The organism is Butyrivibrio proteoclasticus P6B7, from assembly GCF_000622085.1.
Classification (GTDB): domain Bacteria; phylum Bacillota; class Clostridia; order Lachnospirales; family Lachnospiraceae; genus Butyrivibrio; species Butyrivibrio proteoclasticus_A.
On sequence record NZ_JHWL01000010.1, the window covers coordinates 50,973 to 70,816 of the forward strand.

At 44.3% G+C, this 19,844-nt stretch carries 16 protein-coding genes; 2 read left to right on the forward strand and 14 right to left on the reverse strand.

Going from position 1 to position 19,844, the window contains the following annotated elements; all coding sequences use genetic code 11:
• Positions 1-5 precede the first annotated feature (5 nt).
• The 8 genes from T541_RS0108610 to T541_RS0108645 form a co-directional block, all read right to left on the reverse strand.
• On the reverse strand, positions 6-1,163 hold the full coding sequence (locus tag T541_RS0108610) for a DUF6077 domain-containing protein (protein WP_026652337.1): 1,158 nt from the start codon (positions 1,161-1,163) through the stop codon (positions 6-8).
• 71 nt (positions 1,164-1,234) lie between these two features.
• Positions 1,235-1,858, reverse strand: a complete 624-nt coding sequence (udk, locus tag T541_RS0108615) for a uridine kinase (RefSeq protein WP_026652338.1) — start codon at positions 1,856-1,858, stop codon at positions 1,235-1,237.
• A gap of 75 nt (positions 1,859-1,933) precedes the next feature.
• A complete protein-coding gene (locus T541_RS0108620) occupies positions 1,934-3,436 on the reverse strand; it encodes a hypothetical protein (RefSeq protein WP_026652339.1) in 1,503 nt (500 codons plus the stop codon).
• A gap of 196 nt (positions 3,437-3,632) precedes the next feature.
• Entirely contained in the window at positions 3,633-5,090 is a 1,458-nt protein-coding gene (locus T541_RS0108625; RefSeq protein ID WP_026652340.1) for an MBOAT family O-acyltransferase, read from the reverse strand.
• A 20-nt stretch (positions 5,091-5,110) separates the two neighbouring features.
• Entirely contained in the window at positions 5,111-6,070 is a 960-nt protein-coding gene (locus tag T541_RS0108630) for a glycosyltransferase family 2 protein (protein ID WP_026652341.1), read from the reverse strand.
• Between the two features lie 132 nt (positions 6,071-6,202).
• Positions 6,203-7,792 carry an NAD(P)/FAD-dependent oxidoreductase gene (locus tag T541_RS0108635; protein ID WP_026652342.1) on the reverse strand — a complete coding sequence of 530 codons (1,590 nt, stop codon included), beginning with the start codon at positions 7,790-7,792 and terminating at the stop codon, positions 6,203-6,205.
• A 121-nt stretch (positions 7,793-7,913) separates the two neighbouring features.
• Positions 7,914-8,591 (reverse strand): DUF4956 domain-containing protein, encoded by a 678-nt coding sequence (locus tag T541_RS0108640; RefSeq protein WP_026652343.1) that lies wholly within the window; start codon positions 8,589-8,591, stop codon positions 7,914-7,916.
• A gap of 75 nt (positions 8,592-8,666) precedes the next feature.
• A complete protein-coding gene (locus T541_RS0108645) occupies positions 8,667-9,359 on the reverse strand; it encodes a polyphosphate polymerase domain-containing protein (RefSeq protein WP_026652344.1) in 693 nt (230 codons plus the stop codon).
• Positions 9,360-9,458: 99 nt separating this feature from the next.
• Between T541_RS0108645 and T541_RS0108650 the strand changes: the two genes are divergently transcribed.
• Positions 9,459-11,006, forward strand: coding sequence for a CotH kinase family protein (locus tag T541_RS0108650; RefSeq protein WP_026652345.1), 1,548 nt, complete (start codon positions 9,459-9,461; stop codon positions 11,004-11,006).
• A 133-nt stretch (positions 11,007-11,139) separates the two neighbouring features.
• Here T541_RS0108650 and T541_RS0108655 read toward each other — a convergent pair whose 3' ends face one another.
• The 6 genes from T541_RS0108655 to T541_RS0108680 all read right to left on the reverse strand — a co-directional run bounded on the left by T541_RS0108655 (position 11,140) and on the right by T541_RS0108680 (position 18,811).
• Entirely contained in the window at positions 11,140-12,315 is a 1,176-nt protein-coding gene (locus T541_RS0108655; RefSeq protein ID WP_026652347.1) for an SGNH/GDSL hydrolase family protein, read from the reverse strand.
• A gap of 291 nt (positions 12,316-12,606) precedes the next feature.
• Positions 12,607-13,272: a hypothetical protein gene (locus T541_RS0108660; RefSeq protein WP_026652348.1), complete on the reverse strand. Its 666-nt coding sequence runs from the start codon at positions 13,270-13,272 to the stop codon at positions 12,607-12,609.
• Positions 13,273-13,370: 98 nt separating this feature from the next.
• Positions 13,371-14,345 (reverse strand): aldolase catalytic domain-containing protein, encoded by a 975-nt coding sequence (locus T541_RS0108665; protein WP_026652349.1) that lies wholly within the window; start codon positions 14,343-14,345, stop codon positions 13,371-13,373.
• A gap of 127 nt (positions 14,346-14,472) precedes the next feature.
• Entirely contained in the window at positions 14,473-15,786 is a 1,314-nt protein-coding gene (locus T541_RS0108670; protein ID WP_081779914.1) for a chloride channel protein, read from the reverse strand.
• A 27-nt stretch (positions 15,787-15,813) separates the two neighbouring features.
• A complete protein-coding gene (locus T541_RS0108675) occupies positions 15,814-16,797 on the reverse strand; it encodes a substrate-binding domain-containing protein (RefSeq protein ID WP_026652351.1) in 984 nt (327 codons plus the stop codon).
• 13 nt (positions 16,798-16,810) lie between these two features.
• Complete coding sequence (locus T541_RS0108680) at positions 16,811-18,811, reverse strand: methyl-accepting chemotaxis protein (RefSeq protein ID WP_026652352.1); 2,001 nt, start codon at positions 18,809-18,811, stop codon at positions 16,811-16,813.
• A gap of 218 nt (positions 18,812-19,029) precedes the next feature.
• Here T541_RS0108680 and trhA point away from each other — a divergent pair, with 218 nt between their 5' ends.
• The gene (gene trhA, locus T541_RS21110; RefSeq protein WP_081779916.1) at positions 19,030-19,677 is read left to right on the forward strand and encodes a PAQR family membrane homeostasis protein TrhA; all 648 of its coding nucleotides are present in this window, start codon (positions 19,030-19,032) and stop codon (positions 19,675-19,677) included.
• Positions 19,678-19,844 lie beyond the last annotated feature (167 nt).

Sequence of the window (19,844 nt, forward strand, 5' to 3'; positions counted from 1 at the left end):
AACCATCAGCCGCCCCAAATTGACAGGTACAATAACAGGTAAATCACGCTTGGAATCTCGCACAGCACAGCTCCCACCAGCACTGTCCATCTTCTTGAGAAGAACAGTAATATCAGTGTCAAAAGAGCTATGATTCCGCCACCAAAGAAAATGCCCAGGGAGGTGCAGACTCCAGCCAGCATATTGATAAGTGTCAGCATTACCCAAGGTGTGATCATGTAGTGATCATCTGAAACCGTCTTGGCTGGGTTAGTTGAATGGAAATGTCCTGTATCCTCCAGCATCCACAGGAAAACCCAGAAAATAAGCGGGAATACCTGGTTGCATGCAATGGCCTTACCCTGCCAGGTTCTTGTAAGGAAGAACGTAGCATTGGTGTAAATGGACACATTTCCAAATATCATCAAAAATGAAATGATGATCATAAATACAGGAATGATTTCCTGTCTTCGTCTGAACAAAATCCTTGCGATCTCAACGTACACAAGGTACACAAGGGCGATCACAAGACATGGAATAACTGAGTGGGATACGATGGTTGCATGTATTCCGCTCTGCCTTGCGATGAAAGCGATCCACATGGTGATAACAGCCAGCGCATGTCTGATGTCCAGAGATGTGCTGGTTCCTGTGTAAGGAAGGATGGTGTTCATAACATCCGCCTGCTGCGCAAGAAGTGACTCTACAACAAAGTAGGCGTCATCTCCGTCAAAGCTAGACATCACAACAGACATAACCATCTGGAACATCAACAACACAAAGAATATTCCCCAGTAGATGTTGCTCTCAAGGGAATAGTTCATCTTAAGCATCTTAGGATCTGACCTGGGGCTTAAGAGCTCGTGAGCTCCAGCGTGGGTCTCTCCTGGGAAAAGAGATAACACATTAAAGCCATCTCTTTTTAACACCCAAAGTCCTCTGATAAGACCAGCTGCTGCCAGCACCAGAGAAATAATGGTGTAATACTTGGTGCAATAGCTAAAGGCGTTGTAAGTAATCTTAAGCATGCAGGGAATAGCCACCACCTCAAAGCAGCCAAAGTAAACCAGATACCCAAGGATAAAGGTAATTCCCACGGTACGCCTAACCACTGGCAATATGAAGTTAAACAGGATTCCAATTAAAAATGGAATAATTAAAAGCCATAAAACTAGTAGATGCATTGTAAACTCCTGTTGTTATTTTTTCGCTAATTTCATAGTTCTTTTGCCAAAAACAATTCTAGTGATGATTATCACTCTTCGTTGAGCATAAGATTCAGGTGCTCCTGAAGAATAGAGATACCAGTCAGGTTCTCACCACCACGAGGGATGATGATATCTGCGTACTTCTTACTTGGCTCTACGAACTGCTCGTGCATAGGCTTAACAGTCTCTGTGTACTGTGTAAGGATAGAGTCGATGCTACGGGCTCTCTCGATCATATCTCTTCTGATACGACGCATAAGTCTCTCATCGGCATCGGTCTCAACAAAGACCTTAATGTCCATGAGATCTCTAAGCTCTTTATTCTCAAGGATAAGGATACCCTCCACGATGATAACCTTCTTAGGCACCACGTGTACTGTGGCATCAGACCTGTTGTGGATTGTGTAATCGTAAACAGGCATGTCGATTTCCTGATTATTCTTAAGCTTCTTAACATCCTCGATCATAAGATCAGTGTCGAAGGACTGAGGATGGTCATAGTTAAGCTTGGATCTATCCTCGTAGGAAAGGTCGTCATGGGCCTTATAATATGAATCGTGGTTGATAACCACAATATCATCTCCAAACTTCTCTTTAATCTTTCGCACAATTGTGGTCTTACCTGATGCTGTTCCTCCTGCGATTCCTACTATACATACTTTCTCGCTCATATTGTTCCTTTCATTTCTATATCATTAGTATTCACAATTATAGTTTTTTGAATACCATCTAGTAGCATTGTTATATTAGTCCACACGATAGGTTCCACCAAAGGACCTGAAGTAATCATGTGAAAAGATCTGTCCACTCTCACTATCATAGGTGATAAGCTGAATGTCGTACCCCAGATGATCGTCATCGTAGAGGTAGTTAAGACTCTCATCCTCTGTAGGATAAAGAAATCTAAAGTTCTGCTCAACTGGCTGATAAACCACGTGTCCAAGGCCTGTAGCTACGCCGTCAAGACCATTCTCGCCATAGGCTTCGTAAACTCCATTAGATAGATCTTTTATCAGAATATAAGGTGCGTTCTCGGCTGCGGAGGCATCCCTTACTGCAGTAGTTCCTGCAAGGTTCTCCACAAGGTGCATGAGATCGTCATCCTTAAGGGCGTTGGAACCCTGGTTAAAGTAGATCACGTAGCTTACCTTATTAAGTGACAACTGGTTAAGTCTTGTGTACAGGTCATCGCCTGATGTAGCCATGTCCTTGAGCTCGTCGTTAAAAAGAGCTACTTTGTCAGCCCAGTCTGAGTAGCTGACGTCACCTCTGTGATCTGCAAGGTCGGCGTTGTCTGTAAGCCACTGTCCCATGTAGTCTGTAACCTTGATGGCGCCTGTAGCATTGAGGTGTCCTGTGTCGTTAAGGTCACTTCTATAATCAATTATACCCATATTTAGCATATTGATGTAGGGTACTCCGTAATTAGCTGCAATCTCAGCTGCGCTATTTGCTGCGATCTTGTCTGTGGTTGTGGCACAGCATGGCATGTAGGTCACAACAACCTGGATGCCGTCTCTCTGGCACTCGTCGATGATCTTCATAAGATATTCCTGACCAACGGTGTGCTCTGAAAGGATCTCTCCCTCGGCTGGGTCTGGGAAAGATGTAGGCGAAAGCTCAACCTGATATCTCATCTCGCCGCCCATAAGAGGATTGGTGGTCTCTGTACCAAGTACTGTCTTGTAATCCTCTGAAGTAAGCTCGCTCCATCTGCTGTGATATACGATGAAGTCAAAGAGGAATTCATTTCTTGTTTCCTGATCCTGAATAAGGTCGTTAATGGCTGCAATCTTAAGTCTGTCCAGTGGCCAAGCGTCCATGTTGAGGTGAAGCTGCTCCACAGAGGTGTTGCGCTCTGATTTGTCGGCGTTTTCCTCCATCACATCCAGGTATTGATAGTTCTTTTCAAGCATATATGCATCCACAACTACAACCTTTGGAGTGCAGTACTGAAGGGCTTCGATAAGCTCCCAGTATGTGGCCTGCATTACAGAGCCATGACCGCCCATGTTGTAAGAGGTGTAGCCGTAGTCCTCGTACAGAGTAACCGGATTGATGGCGTTGATCACATGGGATGAGCCCATGAAGAGAACGTCTATATGTCCGGCCTTGGCCTGGTCGAAGAAATCTGCGTACTTGTAATTACTGTCCTTTCTGCGAACCAGAGTGGTTACGGCAAGGACACTGATGGCAAGCACCAGAAGAAACGCTATTATCTTGAAAAGATTGCCTAATCTTTTTTTCATGTTAGTCTCCTGTATAGTTAGTTAATGATATACGAATTGCTCCATAGCTTCGCTATTCTCGCAATTCTACAAGAATTCGGAAATCGATACTCTCATTTCATTCGAGTATCTGTTTTCCTCATTCTTGTTCGGTCTTCAAGGTCATATAAATTTCTATGCTAGCATGAAATTTATATGACTTTGAATCCCTATATCATTAAAACTGTTCATAGATAAAGCTACTTGCGTCATATCCTGGTCCCCAGATGCCGCAGACAAGGATTACAAGGATAGCTGCGATGACGATTGCCCATCTAAGCCAGATGCCCTGAGAGAGGATCTTCTCTCTAACAACCACGCCCTTGTAATTAAGAACATCCACGATCACAAGCAGCGCAAGGCCTGCCACGATCAGCAGCATGTTAGCCTCATTAAGGCCGTAGCTAAACAGGGTTCCGTCTGTGAGAACCCATGGTGTGAATTCAAAGCTCTTTGCAATGATTCCCATAGCTCTTTCTACGCTGAAAGCTCTAAAGAATACCCAGGCAAAGTTAACCAGAAGGAAAGTAATAATGGTTCTGAGAGCCTGGTGTGAAAAGGCATTTCGGTTAACCTTGAAGATGTCCACAAGCTTGTCCCTTACTGGCTTAAGGATATAGCCCACAACCTGATATACGCCGTGGAGAAGTCCCCAAATAATGAAGGTAAGACCTGCGCCGTGCCAGATTCCGCTGATGGCAAATACGATCAGGATGTTGAGGTACTTGCGGCCCTTTCCCTTTCTGTTGCCGCCCAGAGGAATATATACGTAATCCTTGAGGAAGCTTGATAAAGAGATATGCCATCTTCTCCAGAACTCAGGAATAGACTGGGCAAGATAAGGGCTATCAAAGTTACTCATGGAATCAATGCCAAGGATTCTGGCGATACCGATAGCCATGTGTGAATAGCCTCCGAAGTCGCAGTAGATCTCGAAAGTGTAGAACAGTGTTCCTATAAATGTGATGGTGCCTGGCTGTAAATAGCCGCCATCAAAGATTTCTTTTACGAAGATTCCCATTCTGTCGGCCAGAACAAGCTTAAGGAAATATCCCCAGAGAATCTGAAGAAGTCCGTCGCGAAGTCTGTCAAAGTCCACAGATACTGGATAAGCAAACTGTGGCAGAAGATTCTTGGCGCGCTCGATAGGGCCAGAGGTAATCTGTGGAAAGAAGGAAATGTAGAGAGCGTACTTAACGAAGTTCTTCTCTGCTACAAGGTCCTCTCTATAGATATCAACCAGATAGCTGATTGCTTTTAACATGTAAAAAGAGATACCCACTGTTGAGAAAAACAGAACAGATGGAGGAGCATCCGGAGTAACATCTTTCATTCTGGAAGCCAGGAACTCCACAAAGCGCACATACAAAAGAAATCCAACGGTTAGCACCATTGAAAGCATAAGGAGATATTTCTTTTTACCTGGATTATCCTTGGCGCCTTCGATAGCTCGTCCAAGGAAATAGGTGATAAGAATAACGCCAATAAGCACAGCTGTGCTCTTAGCATCAACGGTTGCAAAGAAGCAAAGGCTGGTGATGAAGAGCCAGATGTACTTGAACTTTCTTGGAATGATGAAGTTAACTGCTACAACTATTGGTAGAAAAATCAGGAATTCAAATGATGTGAACTGCATTTATGCCTCTCCCCACGCATTCATTCTTTTTCTTTGTCTGAATCGAAATTAATACGTTTTTCCTCAACTACAAGTGGTCTGTGGATAACTCGAGTATTGATGTTGAGGATGTACTCACCGGTAAGACCGATGAACATAAGCTGGATAGCGCCCATAAGGAACATTCCAACAATCATTGGAGCGTAACCTGCGTGGAAGCTGTACCAGTGTGTAAGCTTAAGGATAAGGTAAACAAGAGCCACGATAACATCGATGAATGCTACGATAAATCCAGCTAAGGTGCAAAGACGAAGTCCTACCTTAGTATAGGAAGTAATGGAAAGCATAGCTGCATCGTAAAGTGTGTAGAAGTTATTGTGGGTCTTACCTGCGCGGCGCTTAGGCTGCTCGTATTCAACAGTTGTCATGTTGAAGCCATCGCCGTACTCTGCAACGATTCCTCTAATGAAAGGAACCGGATCATCAAGCTGTCTAAGGAGCTGGATGAAGGTCTTATCGTAAAGGCCAAAGCCTGTGAAGTGCTCAATCATGCGAACTGAAGACATGTTCTTGATCATCTTGTAGTAAACGGTTCTAAGGAAATAGATGAAGCCATTCTCTTTACTTGAAGACTTAACACCGCTGACGATCTTGTGTCCCTCTTCCCACTTCTGCACAAATACAGGGATAAGCTCAACAGGATCCTGGAAATCCGCACAAACTGGGATTACGCAGTCGCCGTCAAGAGAGCACATTCCGTGGAATGGGGAATTGAACTGTCCAAAGTTAGTTACATTAAAGATTGCCTTTATCTTCTTATTGCCAGCGCAGATGGCCTCAATCTTAGCTCTGGTGCTATCCTTGGATGCGTTATCGATAAAAACAATTTCATAGTCGTAGTTAGGGAGCTTCTCAACAAGGACCTTCTCTACGGCTGCAGAGATTCCAACAACGTTCTCTTCTTCGTTGAAACATGGAATCAGGATACTGATTTTTTTCATAATAAACCTCAAATTCTATAACAAATGCTGGAAAGCCAGCGCTCACGCGCGTTCAAAAAATCGGCTATCCATATACGCAACAATGCGGTGCAAAAAAACGCACTGCACCGCATTATAAAACTTATTTGTATATTAGTCTACCTCAACCTCGTCATTCGCATTTTCATCTGCATTTCCCTCGGTCTCGTGATACTCTTTTTCTGTGTTAACATTCCAAATGTTGCTGCGATCTGTATTGCCGCTGATGATGTTCTTAACTGTCTCAAAGGATGTGCACATTGAGTGGTCGATGTTGTTGTATCTGTGCTGACCATTACGTCCTACGCAGTACAGGTTATCGATGGTGTTAAGATATTCAACAAGCTTGTCCATCTCATCATAGGTATCGAAGTAAGCAGGATATGCCTTCTTAACTCGCTCCATATGATAATCAAGAACCTGGTCCTTACTATCGATAAGATTAAGAGTAACCATCTCATCGATTGCCATCTTGGCGAACTCTTCCTCGTTCATGTTCCACATTGAATCACCTTCAAAGCAGAAGTACTCAAGTCCAACCCAAACAGTGTTCTCAAGGTCCTTAACAAGGTATGGTGACCAGTTGTTGTAGATCTGGAAACGTCCCATCTTAACTGTTCTATCCTGAACGTATACCCAGTTATCTGGAACAATGTTGCCGATGGTCTTGATATTAGTCTTGTTCTGAAGATTAAGCTTAGGAACAAGAACACCAAGAGTCATGTAATCACGATATGGAAGACCAGCTGCGATTCTTGCTGGATCTGCTGGAACATCGTTCATTCCTGCAACAAGATCCTTAACTGGCATTGAGCTGATGACGATATCGCCCTCAATCTCCATTTCCTTGCCATCCATGATATATGTGATGCCCTTAATGTGGTTGCCGTCCTTGCGGATCTTGGTAACCTTGGCATTCATTACGATTGTACCGCCGAGGTTCTTGATCTCCTCAGCTGTTACTTCCCAGAGCTGACCTGGTCCAAGCTTAGGATAGCTAAACTCTTCAATAAGAGAAGTCTCTACCTTGCCGCCCTTCTTACCAGTCTTCTTACGGAAAGCATTCTTAAGAACTGCCATGATGGAAACGCCCTTAACACGCTGAGCTCCCCAGGATGGATCGATCTCAGATGGGTGTCTGCCCCAAAGGTTCTCTGTGTAATACTCGAAGAACATTGAATAGAGCTTCTTACCAAATCTGTTTACATAGAAGTCTTCCAAAGATTTCTCTTCTCTCTTGTGGATCATTGCTCCAAGATATGAGAATCCGCAAGCGATTGTTCTTGCAAGTCCCATGTTCTTGAAGGTCTCAACCTTAAGAGAAATAGGATAGTCATAGAATTTGCGGTCAAAGAAAATACGTGATACACGATTTCTTCTAAGCATAACCCTGTCAGTCTTCTGAGGGTCCGGACCGCCGGCAGCGATAGTCACGTTTCTATCAAGAGCGATGTCGTCGGAAGCTGGTGCGCCCTGCTGTGGCAACATCTTCTGCCACCATTCATTAACCTCAGGAACCTTGGAAAAGAACCTGTGGCCACCCATATCCATACGGTTGCCCTTGTAGTTAACAGTTCTTGAAATTCCGCCAAACTGCTGTGTTTCCTCGAAAACAACAACCTGATAGTCCTTAGATTTGCTTAAGAGTTCATAAGCAGCAGTAAGTCCTGCAGGTCCTGCTCCGATAATAATTACCTTTTTCATATTCGTCGTCCTTTTAAATTTACTCAATTAGAATTAGTATAACTCATTGAGATTATTTTCACAAGAAAGAAGAATTTCAGTCATCATGCATGATTGCTATATTTAAAGCAAATGCTTCTATTTAGAATGTAACTTCCCCATCATGTGAAAGAATGGATGCGCTGGTAACACCATCAATCTTGGAGATCTTAGCCACCAGCTCTTTTGCCTCCTTAATGCGAAGCTCGTAAACAAGATCCTGTGTGCCGTTTGAAATGCTCTGGGATTTAAGCTTATAGGAACTTGTTAGCTCTTTTATCCTATTCTCGATGGCTGTGGCTGTCTCGTCCTTGTCATCTGCGCCGATAACCAGGATCATTGGAGCCTTGGCAACTGGCATCTTATCTAATAAGAAGATAAGCAGTGTGACGATGAGGGATGTGAGAATCGCAATCTCAGAAAGCCCTGCGCCGCACATGATTCCCACGCCGATGGCCCAGAACATAAAAATCAGGTCCATTGGGTCTTTGACGGCGGTTCTGAATCTTACTATAGAAAGAGCTCCCACCATACCAAGGGAAACCACAACGCTAGACTGGATCGTCAGGATGATGCCTGCTGTGATCAGGGCCATTGCCACAAGGGACAGATTGAAGTTCTTGGAATAGAAGGTTCTCCTTGTGAGAAGCCTGTAGCAAAAGAAAATGTAGAGGGCAAGGATAGTTGTGATAAGCATTACCACAAGAATCTGCTCAGTTGACAGTTCTACAGTTGAATAGCCTTCAAGGAAGGACTTTTTGAATACGTCTGAAAATTTCATTTAGTTCTCCTGTTCGTGTTGGTGTAACTTGGTTGCAGTGGATCAATTGCAGATATCACTGGTGTCTGCGTTCTATTAAATAGAATACTGGCGGCAGAGGAAATATTTTGAAAATGTTGTCTGCTGCATGCTCCCAGACTGAATTGCGTGGAATATGTAGTCCGGAATGTACTCGTCGTACTTAACTTCTAGTAGCTGGCGGCCACGCTCCATGATGGGGCGCTGCTTTAGCTCTTTTACGAAGAAATCATCAAACTGTGTTGATGACGTAATATTGCGATCAAAGGTGACCCGGACGTTGCCGTTGTCACAGATAAAGGGCGTTCTTTCATAGGATACGATGGTACTTGGGTGAAAGAGCTTAGTTCTTTTTAATAGGATGAATCTGTTGAGAAGCTCAGGATAATCGGCCCTTGGAAGAATGCGACTATGAGGATCACAAAGCTGGCCGAACTGCTCTCTTGTGAGTTTGCAGGCTTTCTTCTGGATCATGCCCTGTTCTTTACGCTTGCACTCCAGCTTTATGGTCTGGTCGCTGCAGCCGTAGGTCCTTACGCGCCACTTCTCTCTAACGTCCACGCCGTCCTCATTCTCGTTATAGCAGGAATTGTCGTAGTCGTCGAAGTACATGCTTCTAATATAGTACTTGCCGCTATCGTCCGCGTGGGGATCCGGCGTCAGCACATGCTGCAAGCGGACTCTCAAGGCCTTAAGTTCTGCGTCGGAGCACAGGTATTTAAGTTCGTGTCTAAATTTGGGTTCTTTCATTGCACCTCACTGAAAATAATGCACAAAAACTCACATCTACCCTATATGGTATAATAAAATATCTAAAAAATAAAGCGCACAGGCGCTTCCGGAGAATTGATGAGTAGAATCAAGCACACAAGAATAACATTAATAATAGCCAGCATAGCCCTGTTTATCGCAGTTCTGCTGTACTCCAAGGACTTTACCTCAGCTCCCACTATGAGTGGTGACTACGAGCTTGAGTTCGACGAGAACGTGGCTACCATGTCAATCGAGCTTAAGTACGGAGAGCTTGAGAGGATCGACGCAGATCCCGAGCACAACACCAAGGCCAAGGCTGTGTATCAGATGTACGACGGCAGCGGCGCGGTGATTGATGAGGGCTCTTTTACCATGAATGGCCATGGCAACTCCACCTGGGGCGAGATCATGAAGGAGTTCCCTGACGAGGAGTTCAAGAGGAGCTACAACATCGACCTGGGCGGCAAGAAGTCGCTACTAGGCATGGGCGCGGTAAAAGACTACGTGCTGATCTCAGGGTTCTTCGACGAATCCCTTATCAGAAACAAGATTGTGTTCGAGACCGCCAAGGCTCTTGGCTGCGAGTACGTGCCTGACTCAGAGTTCGTAAACGTCTACATCAACGGGGATTACAAGGGGCTATATCTTTTATCTCAGAGGATAAAGAGCTATGAAGGCATGATAGAGCTTGAAGATGACGGATATCTGGTGCTCTTCGACTACGATTACAGACTTGAGGAAAAAGAGAATCATTTTGAAACCGCGCTGTGCGATGGCGAAGTACTGTCAAACACAGTAAGCAAGCAGGATTACAATGAGTACGTTGCAGAAGATATCACGAAGGCAGAGATCAGCATCCTTAAGTCCTCACTGACGGAGGAAGCCGATTACAGCGAGTTTATTGACGAGGACTCCTTTGCCAGATACTTCCTGATGCAGGAATTCTTTGAAAATCAGGATGGAGACAGGGCCAGCACCTACGTATATAAGGACAGCGGGTCAGGTCTTATAAAGGCCGGGCCTATCTGGGATTTCGATCTTACAATGTCCCACTCCTGGCTTGACGCAGGAGACGTAGAGGCGGATGTCCTGTGGTTTGATAGCTATACCAACCAGAACAAGGGCTGGCTACGAGCTCTGAACAAGTGTCCCACATTCAAGGAAAAGGTTGATAAGATCTACCTGGAGGAATTTGGTGATGTGCTGACAGCTCTTTTAACAGATACGATTCCGAAGATGCAGACGGAGCTTGCAGATAGCTGGTACAGAGACAGAGAGCGCTGGAAGGATGCGCCGAACTATTATGAAAAGACAGATCACACGGAGCACGGCTTTGAAGAGCCAAGCTTTCCACTGATTGTTTCCCACTTGTCACAGTTCATCAGTGATAGGAAGACTTTCTATGATGCTTATGTTGGCAATAAGGATGATTACTATTTAATAACCTTTGATACATCGCTTCTTACCAATGGTGCCATGGTTATGGTGATGCCGGCGAAGAAGGAAGAGCCTCTCGGGGCGGTGCCTGTATATGAGGATGTGATTGTATGGGAAATGTATGATGGAACAGATGTGACGGAAGAAAATATCGCGCTAAGTGATATGTATTTAACGCCGAAGTTTGAGGGCGAAGATGAAGAGTAGAATCAAGCACGTAATAACGAAATCTTAGCACGATAATAATCTAGTAATATAGTAATCTAATAATATAGAAAAAAAATAAAAACCGTAGCTAGCAGATACTAGCTACGGTTTCTGTTATCTATAATCGTATTTCTTACTCTTCATAAGGTGGAACTGCAAGGTACTCGCCATTCTGAACCTTCTCGTATGCCTCTGGGTAATACTCCTTCATGATGTGAGCTGGGACTCTGTAATCCTCGTTAGGATCAAATTGATCAATGTAGATATAGTCTTGCTCTAAGAATGCATATGGTGCATAGCCTTCCATGAAATTAATAAGGTGAGCAAAAAGTCTTGCAAATACCTGTCTTCCAAGAAGTGTAAGGTGAACGCCGTCCTCAAGATACTTGTCAGCGTGATCAACGTAAAGATCGCAGTGTGACTGGAACATTGTATCGTAGTCGTAGAGTTCCTCAGACTGAATTACATTGCTGGCCTTTCTTGCGTAGTTAGCAAGAGTGTCGATACCGTTACTTACAATGTATGAATCACCGATGTATCCACCGTTTGCATCGTAGTAGATTCCATAGAAAGGTGTTACAAGTACGATCTTAGCGTTAGGACTGATTCTCTTAAGAGTCTCAACACCAGTCATAAGTCCACCGTAATATGTGTGAAGGTAGTTGTCATCGTAGATAGTTGCATCAAGTGGGATCTTTGAAAAGAAATCATTTGCACCGTACTCGATTACATAAATATCTACAGTCTTAGGATCTACCTGATTCATCTTATCTAAAACGTTAGGATAATCAGCAAGAACCTTGTTTCTGTCTGCTGTGCCAGCCAAAGCATACGTCATGCCTACAAAGCTGTTACTTGTCAATGATGCTGGATCAATGTTATCTGTTGAAAGCTCAACAGCTGCTGTTGTTCCGCCAATAGCAAGGTTATAAAACTTTGAATTAGGCACCTGAAGCGAAATAAGGTTAGGAAGGTCTGATCCGTCGTTCCTACCGTTAGCGAACTGGCTATCACCGAAGAATACAACAACTGTCTGATCCTCCTGTGTCTCAGTAACCTCTTCTTCCTTAGTTACAGTTGATGTGGAAGCTGATGCTGAAGCCTCTTCAAATGCAGGCTCTGTAAGGTCCTCCATAACAATCTGCTGTGCCTGAGCCAATGCACTAGCCTCTGCAGAAGCCTCGATGTTAGCAACACCGTCTCCTACATATTCAATTGCAGCCTTAGCTGTCTTAAAGCCGCCACATCCAGTGGCACATACAGCAACTGCAAGCGCAAGTGCTAATACATTTACAAATCTTTTCTTCATATCTCGTCTCCTCAATATTATATGGTTCAAAAGAACCTTTTTTGTTCAAAACAATGCTGATCTCTATTAGAAACTCAATAGTTCCGGCAACATGAACATTGTACCACTCTATATGTATATTACTAGTCAAAATGAGAAAAATTAAGAATTTCTGCCGTTAATCTTAAGAAAGTCTTAAGAAGTTTACGGTATATCGTATACATTAATCGATATTCAGTAGAAGGAGTCAGTGGGGACGGTTCTAGTTGACTCCCAGAACCGTCCCCACTGACTCCCAATTTCACTCATAATCTACAGGAAGAAATCCCCAAACACGCTTGTATCCACAGTCTCCGTGTACTGCCTGTAAGCATCAAGCAGCGACTGGACATAGGAATTAGAGTCCGCCACATAGGCATTCTCCGGGATATTCGCCGCCTCATCGTGGGCTGTAATAGACATAAGCCCCTTATGCAGATTACTTATAGTTGGATAATACGGATTGTCATTACCAAACTCATCCTCGTCCTCATCAAGACTCGGAGACTTGAATAATGAGCTCTGGATCATGCTAGAGTATAAATAGGAAGAAGTAGACAGATCCCTTAAGGCCTCCGCAGTGGACATAGGATCCACATAGGCAGACCTGTTCTTATTGGTATACGGATCTGTAGTATTCTTATCTGCCACAGTATAGGCAGGATCTATCTTCTCATTGGACTTGATTCCGCTGATGGCCGAGTTGTGATTAGCCATGTTCTCTTTTATCTCCTGGGCAATATTGGAGCTATTGAAGACCTTCTGGATATCAGCCTCGATGGTCTCTGCCCTGTTGAGCTTGGCAATCCTGAAATGCTGCTGGAACTCATTAGGATACTCAACCTTTATCTTGGTATTGTCCAGCTTCTGCTTTGCATCTGAAATTGAATAGAGGTACTTGTTGACGAATCTTGTTACCTTAGAGATATCAAAAGACATATGCACTCCCCCCAACTGTAATATGCGCGGTTCCAGTCGCAATCAACGTCCCCATTACTACTCACTTATACCATTACGGCTTGGAAAAAGAACTTGTTTTAGTCAATACCCATGATCTCTTTATAGAACTCGCAGTAATCGCCTCTGCCATCCTTAGTGAAAGCAATAGCGCTGCGTGGATGCTGATTAAGCACGCCTGTAAGCATGTACTGAAGATCATAGCCCCACTTAACTCCGCTCTCCTTAAGAGGCACCATGTAGTTCTCCACGAACTTGATAGCATTGTAGTACTGATACTTAGGATTCTTAAGGAAGCTAAGGAGATTCTCCATAGGGCAGTTACCTGCGCCCCTTCCCATTCCATTATATGTAGCATCAAGATAATCAACGCCGTCGCCTACAGCCTCAATAGTATTAGCAAAGGCCAGCTGCTGATTGTTGTGGGCATGGATTCCAAGCTTCTTGCCATACTTAACTGCAAACTCGTTGTACATATCGGCAGTTCTAGCAAGCTGCTCTGGGACAAAAGAGCCAAAGCTGTCCACGATATAGATAACATCAACAGGAGACTTACCCAGCATCTCAAGAGCTACCTTGATATCTGACTCCTGAGCTGTTGTAATAGCCATGATATTGCAGCTAACCTCATAGCCCTTATTCTTGGCATCCTCGATCATATCGATGGCACCAGGCATCTGATGAATGTAAGTAGCAACTCTCACAAGATCAAATGGGCTCTCATCGCACTTGTGAACATCGTTCTTGTAATCGCAGCGTCCAACGTCAGTCATGACAGCCAGCTTAAGGGCAGGGTTCTTGTCTCCAAGCACCTCAAACACATCGTCGTCATCGCAGAACTTCCACTTGCCGAATTTGTCCACATCAAACATTTCCTTGGAAGCCTTGTAACCAACCTCCATATAGTCAACGCCAGCCTTAATGTTGGCGTCATAAAGAGCCTTCACAAAATCGTCAGTAAAATAAAAGTCGTTAACAAGACCGCCATCCCTTAAGGTAGCGTCCACGACTCTTATACTGTCTCTAACACCCATGAGCTTTGATACTTCTTTCATAAATACTACTCCATTCTAAACATGTATTAATCTTGCACCACAAAAATTGGCTTTTATTATACTAACACAATTTAACGCGTTGGTGTAGTAAATTATTTATAATTTTTCTTGATTATCTTCTATTATACTACTTCGTCTCCCTATTCACATACTTGTTATGGAACTTGGAATACACAATCTTCTGGCTGCTATAAAGGCTATGATACCCGGAGAACGTGTAACTAAGGGCAACCGCTAAAAGATAATACGGCATCCCCTTAAATCCAAAGAGCTCGAAACAGATAAACAGCGACGAAATCGGACAGTTAGTAACTCCGCAGAACAGCGCTCCCATTCCGATAGCTGCGCAAAGAGCCGGATCAAACCCTAAGATCTGTGAATACAGGCACCCAAAGGTAGCACCAATATAAAGAGCTGGCACAATCTCACCGCCCTTATAACCAGCCCCCAGCGTAAGAGCCGTAAATATCATCTTAACAAGAAAGGCATAATAGGGCGCATCTCCCTTTATCGCCATCTCAATAACATCGATTCCAGCACCGTTAAATATCCTGGTTCCAGAAAGGAAAGTCAGGGAAGCCACAATACATCCGCCCACAAACACCCTGATGTAAGGGTTAGGCAGTAGCTTTATGTAGGTCTTTCCAGAGAACTTAAGAAGGCTGCAGAACGCCACAGACACCACTGCGCACCAGATTGCTAAAAGAGCTGTAAAAATAGCCTGATAAACAGAGAAATCCGGCACGACCTCAACTGAGAACACCTCTCCCACAATTCCCAGATACCGGGATACGCCAGAGGCTACCAGCGCTGATACAACGCAAGGTACCAAAGCCGAATAGTACATTACACCTACATTTTCAATTTCCATAGCCATAAAGGCAGCAGTCATAGGAGTTCCAAAAAGAGCTGAAAAGGCAGCGCTCATGCCACACATGGTTATGATCTTCATGTTGCCTTCCTTGAGCTTAAAGAGACGGCCAATATTGTAGCCAAGACTTCCGCCCATCTGAAGAGCAGCACTCTCTCTACCTGTGGATCCGCCAAACAGGTGAGTCAGCACTGTGGATATGAATATAAGTGGGGCCTTGGTAACAGGAAGGTTGTCCCCCTCCTGAATAGACTTGATAACAAGATTAGTGCCCTTATCCTCGTAGTCCTTGCAGAGCCTGTACAGGAATACGATTAAAAGGCCTGCAAAAGGCAGGCCCACTATGATAATGTCATGGGAAGTTCTAAAGTCTGTGGCAAAGATAATGCCATGATAAAAGGCAGCTCCGATGGCGCCAACAACAGCGCCAGTCAGAACTCCAAAGAAAATCCACCTCACAAAGACCCGGACTCTTCCTACAAAGTCCAGATCCGGAACATGCTCAATAATGGCATTTATCGGATTAGAAAGCTTAGAATGTACCCCTTCAATACTCTCTTTCTTTCCCATTGGTTTCCCCCATCCCCCATCCAGCCATCACTTATACTGGCTTACATTCGAAGCAGTAACAGGTGTAAATGGCACATAAATGTACTTACCGTCACTTTCAGCATACTCAATACCCTCAATTGTTCCGCCATTTCCAAGGGCAACCGCCGCCTGAACTGCTGCAAGTGCCTGTCCATCAGCATCCTGAAGAACCGTAAATGCCATCTCCCCTGCTTCAATTGAAGCACAACCATCTGTTGTAGCATCTACGCCGCATACAGGAATCTTGGTATAATCAAGGCCATACTTCTTCATTCCCTCAATGGCTCCTATAGCCATATTATCATTGTTACAGAAAATTGCATCAACACTCTGGCCCGTCTTCATAAATATTCCCAGCTTATAAGCTGCCGTATCCGCAGACCAGTTGGCATAATCCACAAATACATAGTTGGCAGTACACCCACTTGCCTTCAAGGTCTCTTTTACCGCCTTGGTTCTTCCGATGGTTCCTGCGTGTCCAGGCTCACCCTCAAAAATGATCACATTTAAAGACTTGGGATTACCAAGCTTACTAAGAACATACTCTGCTTGATACTGTCCCGCCTGTTCCTCACTGGATCCGGCAAAGATATATTTGTTGGCAGTCAGATGTTCATCAGAAGGCTGTGAATTAACGTAAATAATCGGAATATCGTTGGAAGCCACATTCATCTGAAGAGCTGTGCTGGCATCGGCAAGACGCATAATAATCGCAGTGTAGCCTGCTGCCTTTGCTGCAGCCACCTGATTAGCCTGCTCCTCAACGCTTCCTCCCGTCTCAACTATATCCACAGTTGCTCCCAAAGATGAAGCGTGGGTCTTCATTGCTCCAAAAAGCGTTCCAAGGAATGTATCACTTAAATCGGTGCACAGACACAAGATCTTACCACCACTACCTGTTGAAGCCCCGGATGATCCGCTTTTACAACCACCCAGAGTCAGAACTGTTAAAAGAGCTATCATTAAAAGAGCTGTTATCTTTTTCCTCATGGTCCTTACCTCCTTAAATCTTAAACTTCTGAACATAAGAAGTAAGTGTCTGCGACGTTCCTGCCAGTTCGTGGGAATTGTCTGCCACGTCCTGACTACTCTTAGTAATGTTATTAGCCATATCCACCATATTCTCAGAGGTTGCCAGAATTTCATCAGCGCTCGCTGCCTGCTCCTCAGAAATTGCAGCAACATTAGTAGCAACGTCATCAACCTTCTGTACATCTTCGATCATGGCTTCGATAAGCTGATTAGATTCCTGGATATTGTTATAGATCTGATCAAAGGTATCCACAGCCACATTTATGAGCTCGCCATTTTCTCTGATGCTTTCTGCTGAAGCATTAGCCTGTCCAACAGCATTTTCAATAAGCTTGTGAACCTCACCGATAAGATTTCCAATGTTCTGTGCACTTTCTGCAGAGGTCTGTGCCAGCTTGGCAATTTGTGTAGCGACAACAGCAAAGCCTTTTCCTGCTTCACCTGCTCTTGCAGCCTCGATGCTGGCATTAAGAGAAAGAAGATTGGTCTCTTCTGCAATCTCTCCGATCATGCCTACAATATTAGTAATCTCATCAGAAGCAGTGCCAACCTTGTTGATGGACTCAACCAGCTCGTTGTTGGCATTTTCGATTCCGCTCATGGCCGCGCTGACCTTTTCCATATCCTGACGGCCCTTCTGAGAAATCTCAACAGTCTGCTTCATACTCTCATTAGCCTTATCACTGTTATCTCTTGTATCTGCCACAACTGTAGCAAGGGTTGTGGCGTTCTGAGCAATATCATTAACAGCAGTTGCCAGCTGGTCAACAGTCTCATTGAGCTGCTTCATGGCTTCTGCCTGCGATTCTGAAGCATCAAACATTATCTTTGATACTCTGTCACTATTATCCGACTCATCCTTAAGCTTTTCAGACTCCTGACTGATACTGGTGAGCATATTTCTCATGGAAGCAACAAACTCTGTAACCTTGTTACCCATCACGCCAATCTCATCATTGCTGCTGGAATCAACTGTTATAGTAAAATCGCCCTCTGACATAGCTGTGATGCTGTCAGTAATATGTGCAAGAGGTGCAATAACTCTTTTAACCACGTACAGAATAGCAAGAACCGTAATAGCAACCGCGATCACGCCAATAATCATAAGCAGATTGCCCATCTGTGAAACCGTCTTAAGAATCACGCTAGTTGGAATATATGATACAAGAATCCAGTCAGTACCTGAAATCTCAGAAAATGCCACCACGTAATTTCCAATTTCTTTTGTCTTATAATCTCCAGAATTGATAGCCTTAGCAGCTCCGCTAATAAGCTCATCAGAGCTGTTCTCTGTTATCTCTGAAGAGATCAAACTGAAGTCTCTGTGGGCCAGAATCGTATTATCTGTCTTATCCACAAGAAAAGAACTGGCATTCGACATCTTAACGCCTGAGTTAACGATGATACTTATCTCATTGAGCGTAACGTCTGCGCCAATTACCTTAATATCACTGTCGCCATCATCTATGATACCTGTAGCGCTGACCACAAGCTCGTTTTCACTGTTTCTGTAGGCTGTACCATAGGCCATATCCACTCTGGTGATACCCTGCTTGTACCATTCCGCATCCGTAACGTTTGAGGCTGTAAAATCTGACTCACTTGCTTTGAAAAAAGAGCCATCACTACACCCGATATATAATCCCTCAGGAGATGACGAATTATAGCCGTAGAACGAATCCAGCATGGCCTGAAGTTGTGTATTATCCGGCTTCTCAGCCTCGATTGTGTGCTTGACAGTATTAAAAAACTTAAGATTCGTCTCAAGCCAGGATTCAATATTGTCCGCCTGATTCGAAATAGAAGATTCCAAAGTCTCGTTTGCCATTTCTGTCATCCTAGACTTGGCCATACTAGATGCAACTGCCACCAGCACAAGAACTGTTACTGTAACAAGTGGCACAATGTAGGTAATAAGCTTCGTGCTTATCTTTTTTACCTTTTTCTTCTTATCCTGGGTATTATCACTCATTATTTCCACCTTTCTACAATACAACAGCTAAAAGAGACAAACTCCCATATACAAGTATAGCATCCTGCGTCAAAAAAATAACTGTATACCGTGTATTTTAAGAATGTTTTAAGAGAGTTTTTAGAAATTAAAATGTGAACCTTGACACAGTTTAAGGTATGATTGTAATATTCATATAACAACATGTAGTTTTAATTACTACATCACAGGAGGTCCACATGAAGATTAGCATCAGAGAACCAGGAAGCGCCCTTACACATTTGGCAGCCCTATTTGCCACAGCAGGAGCCGCCCTTCCACTTCTAATAAAGGCTTCAGGCTTTGGCAACAATTACGTCGCTGCCATGATGATATACGCAGTGAGCCTCATGCTCCTGTACGGCGCCAGCGCCACCTACCATGCAGTTGTGCTCAGCCCAGCCATCATCAAGATATTCAGAAAACTGGATCACTCCATGATTTTCGTCCTGATTGCAGGAACCTACACCCCAGTATGCCTTCTGGTGCTGGATCCCGCCATCGGCCTTCCACTTCTGGCAACTGTCTGGATCATGGCCCTTCTTGGCATCGGCCTTAAGCTCCTTTGGATTAATTGTCCCAAGTGGCTCTCCTCTGTGATCTATATCACCATGGGCTGGATCGTGGTCCTGGTCTTTGGCCCAGTCTACCACACCCTTAGCCTTGGCGGCTTCCTGTGGCTCCTTGTGGGCGGCATCGTCTACACCCTGGGTGGCATCCTCTACGCCATCAAAATGCCTGAGTTCAACAAACGCCACCCCTACTTCGGCACCCACGAGATCTTCCACCTCTTCGTCATGGCCGGAAGCTTCTGCCACTTCATCTTTATGTACGTATATTTACTGTGATAGCTCTTCTATCCCGAAAGGGACCTTTCCTTGACCTTTCTTTAAGCTTTCTTGGGCAGGCTTGATTTGGGGAAAGCTTGATTTTAAGCCTGCTCTTTCCAGGATACACAAGCTCATTGGCAGGCCTAATTTCAGAAAATCTTGATTTTAAGCCTGCTTTTTCTTGG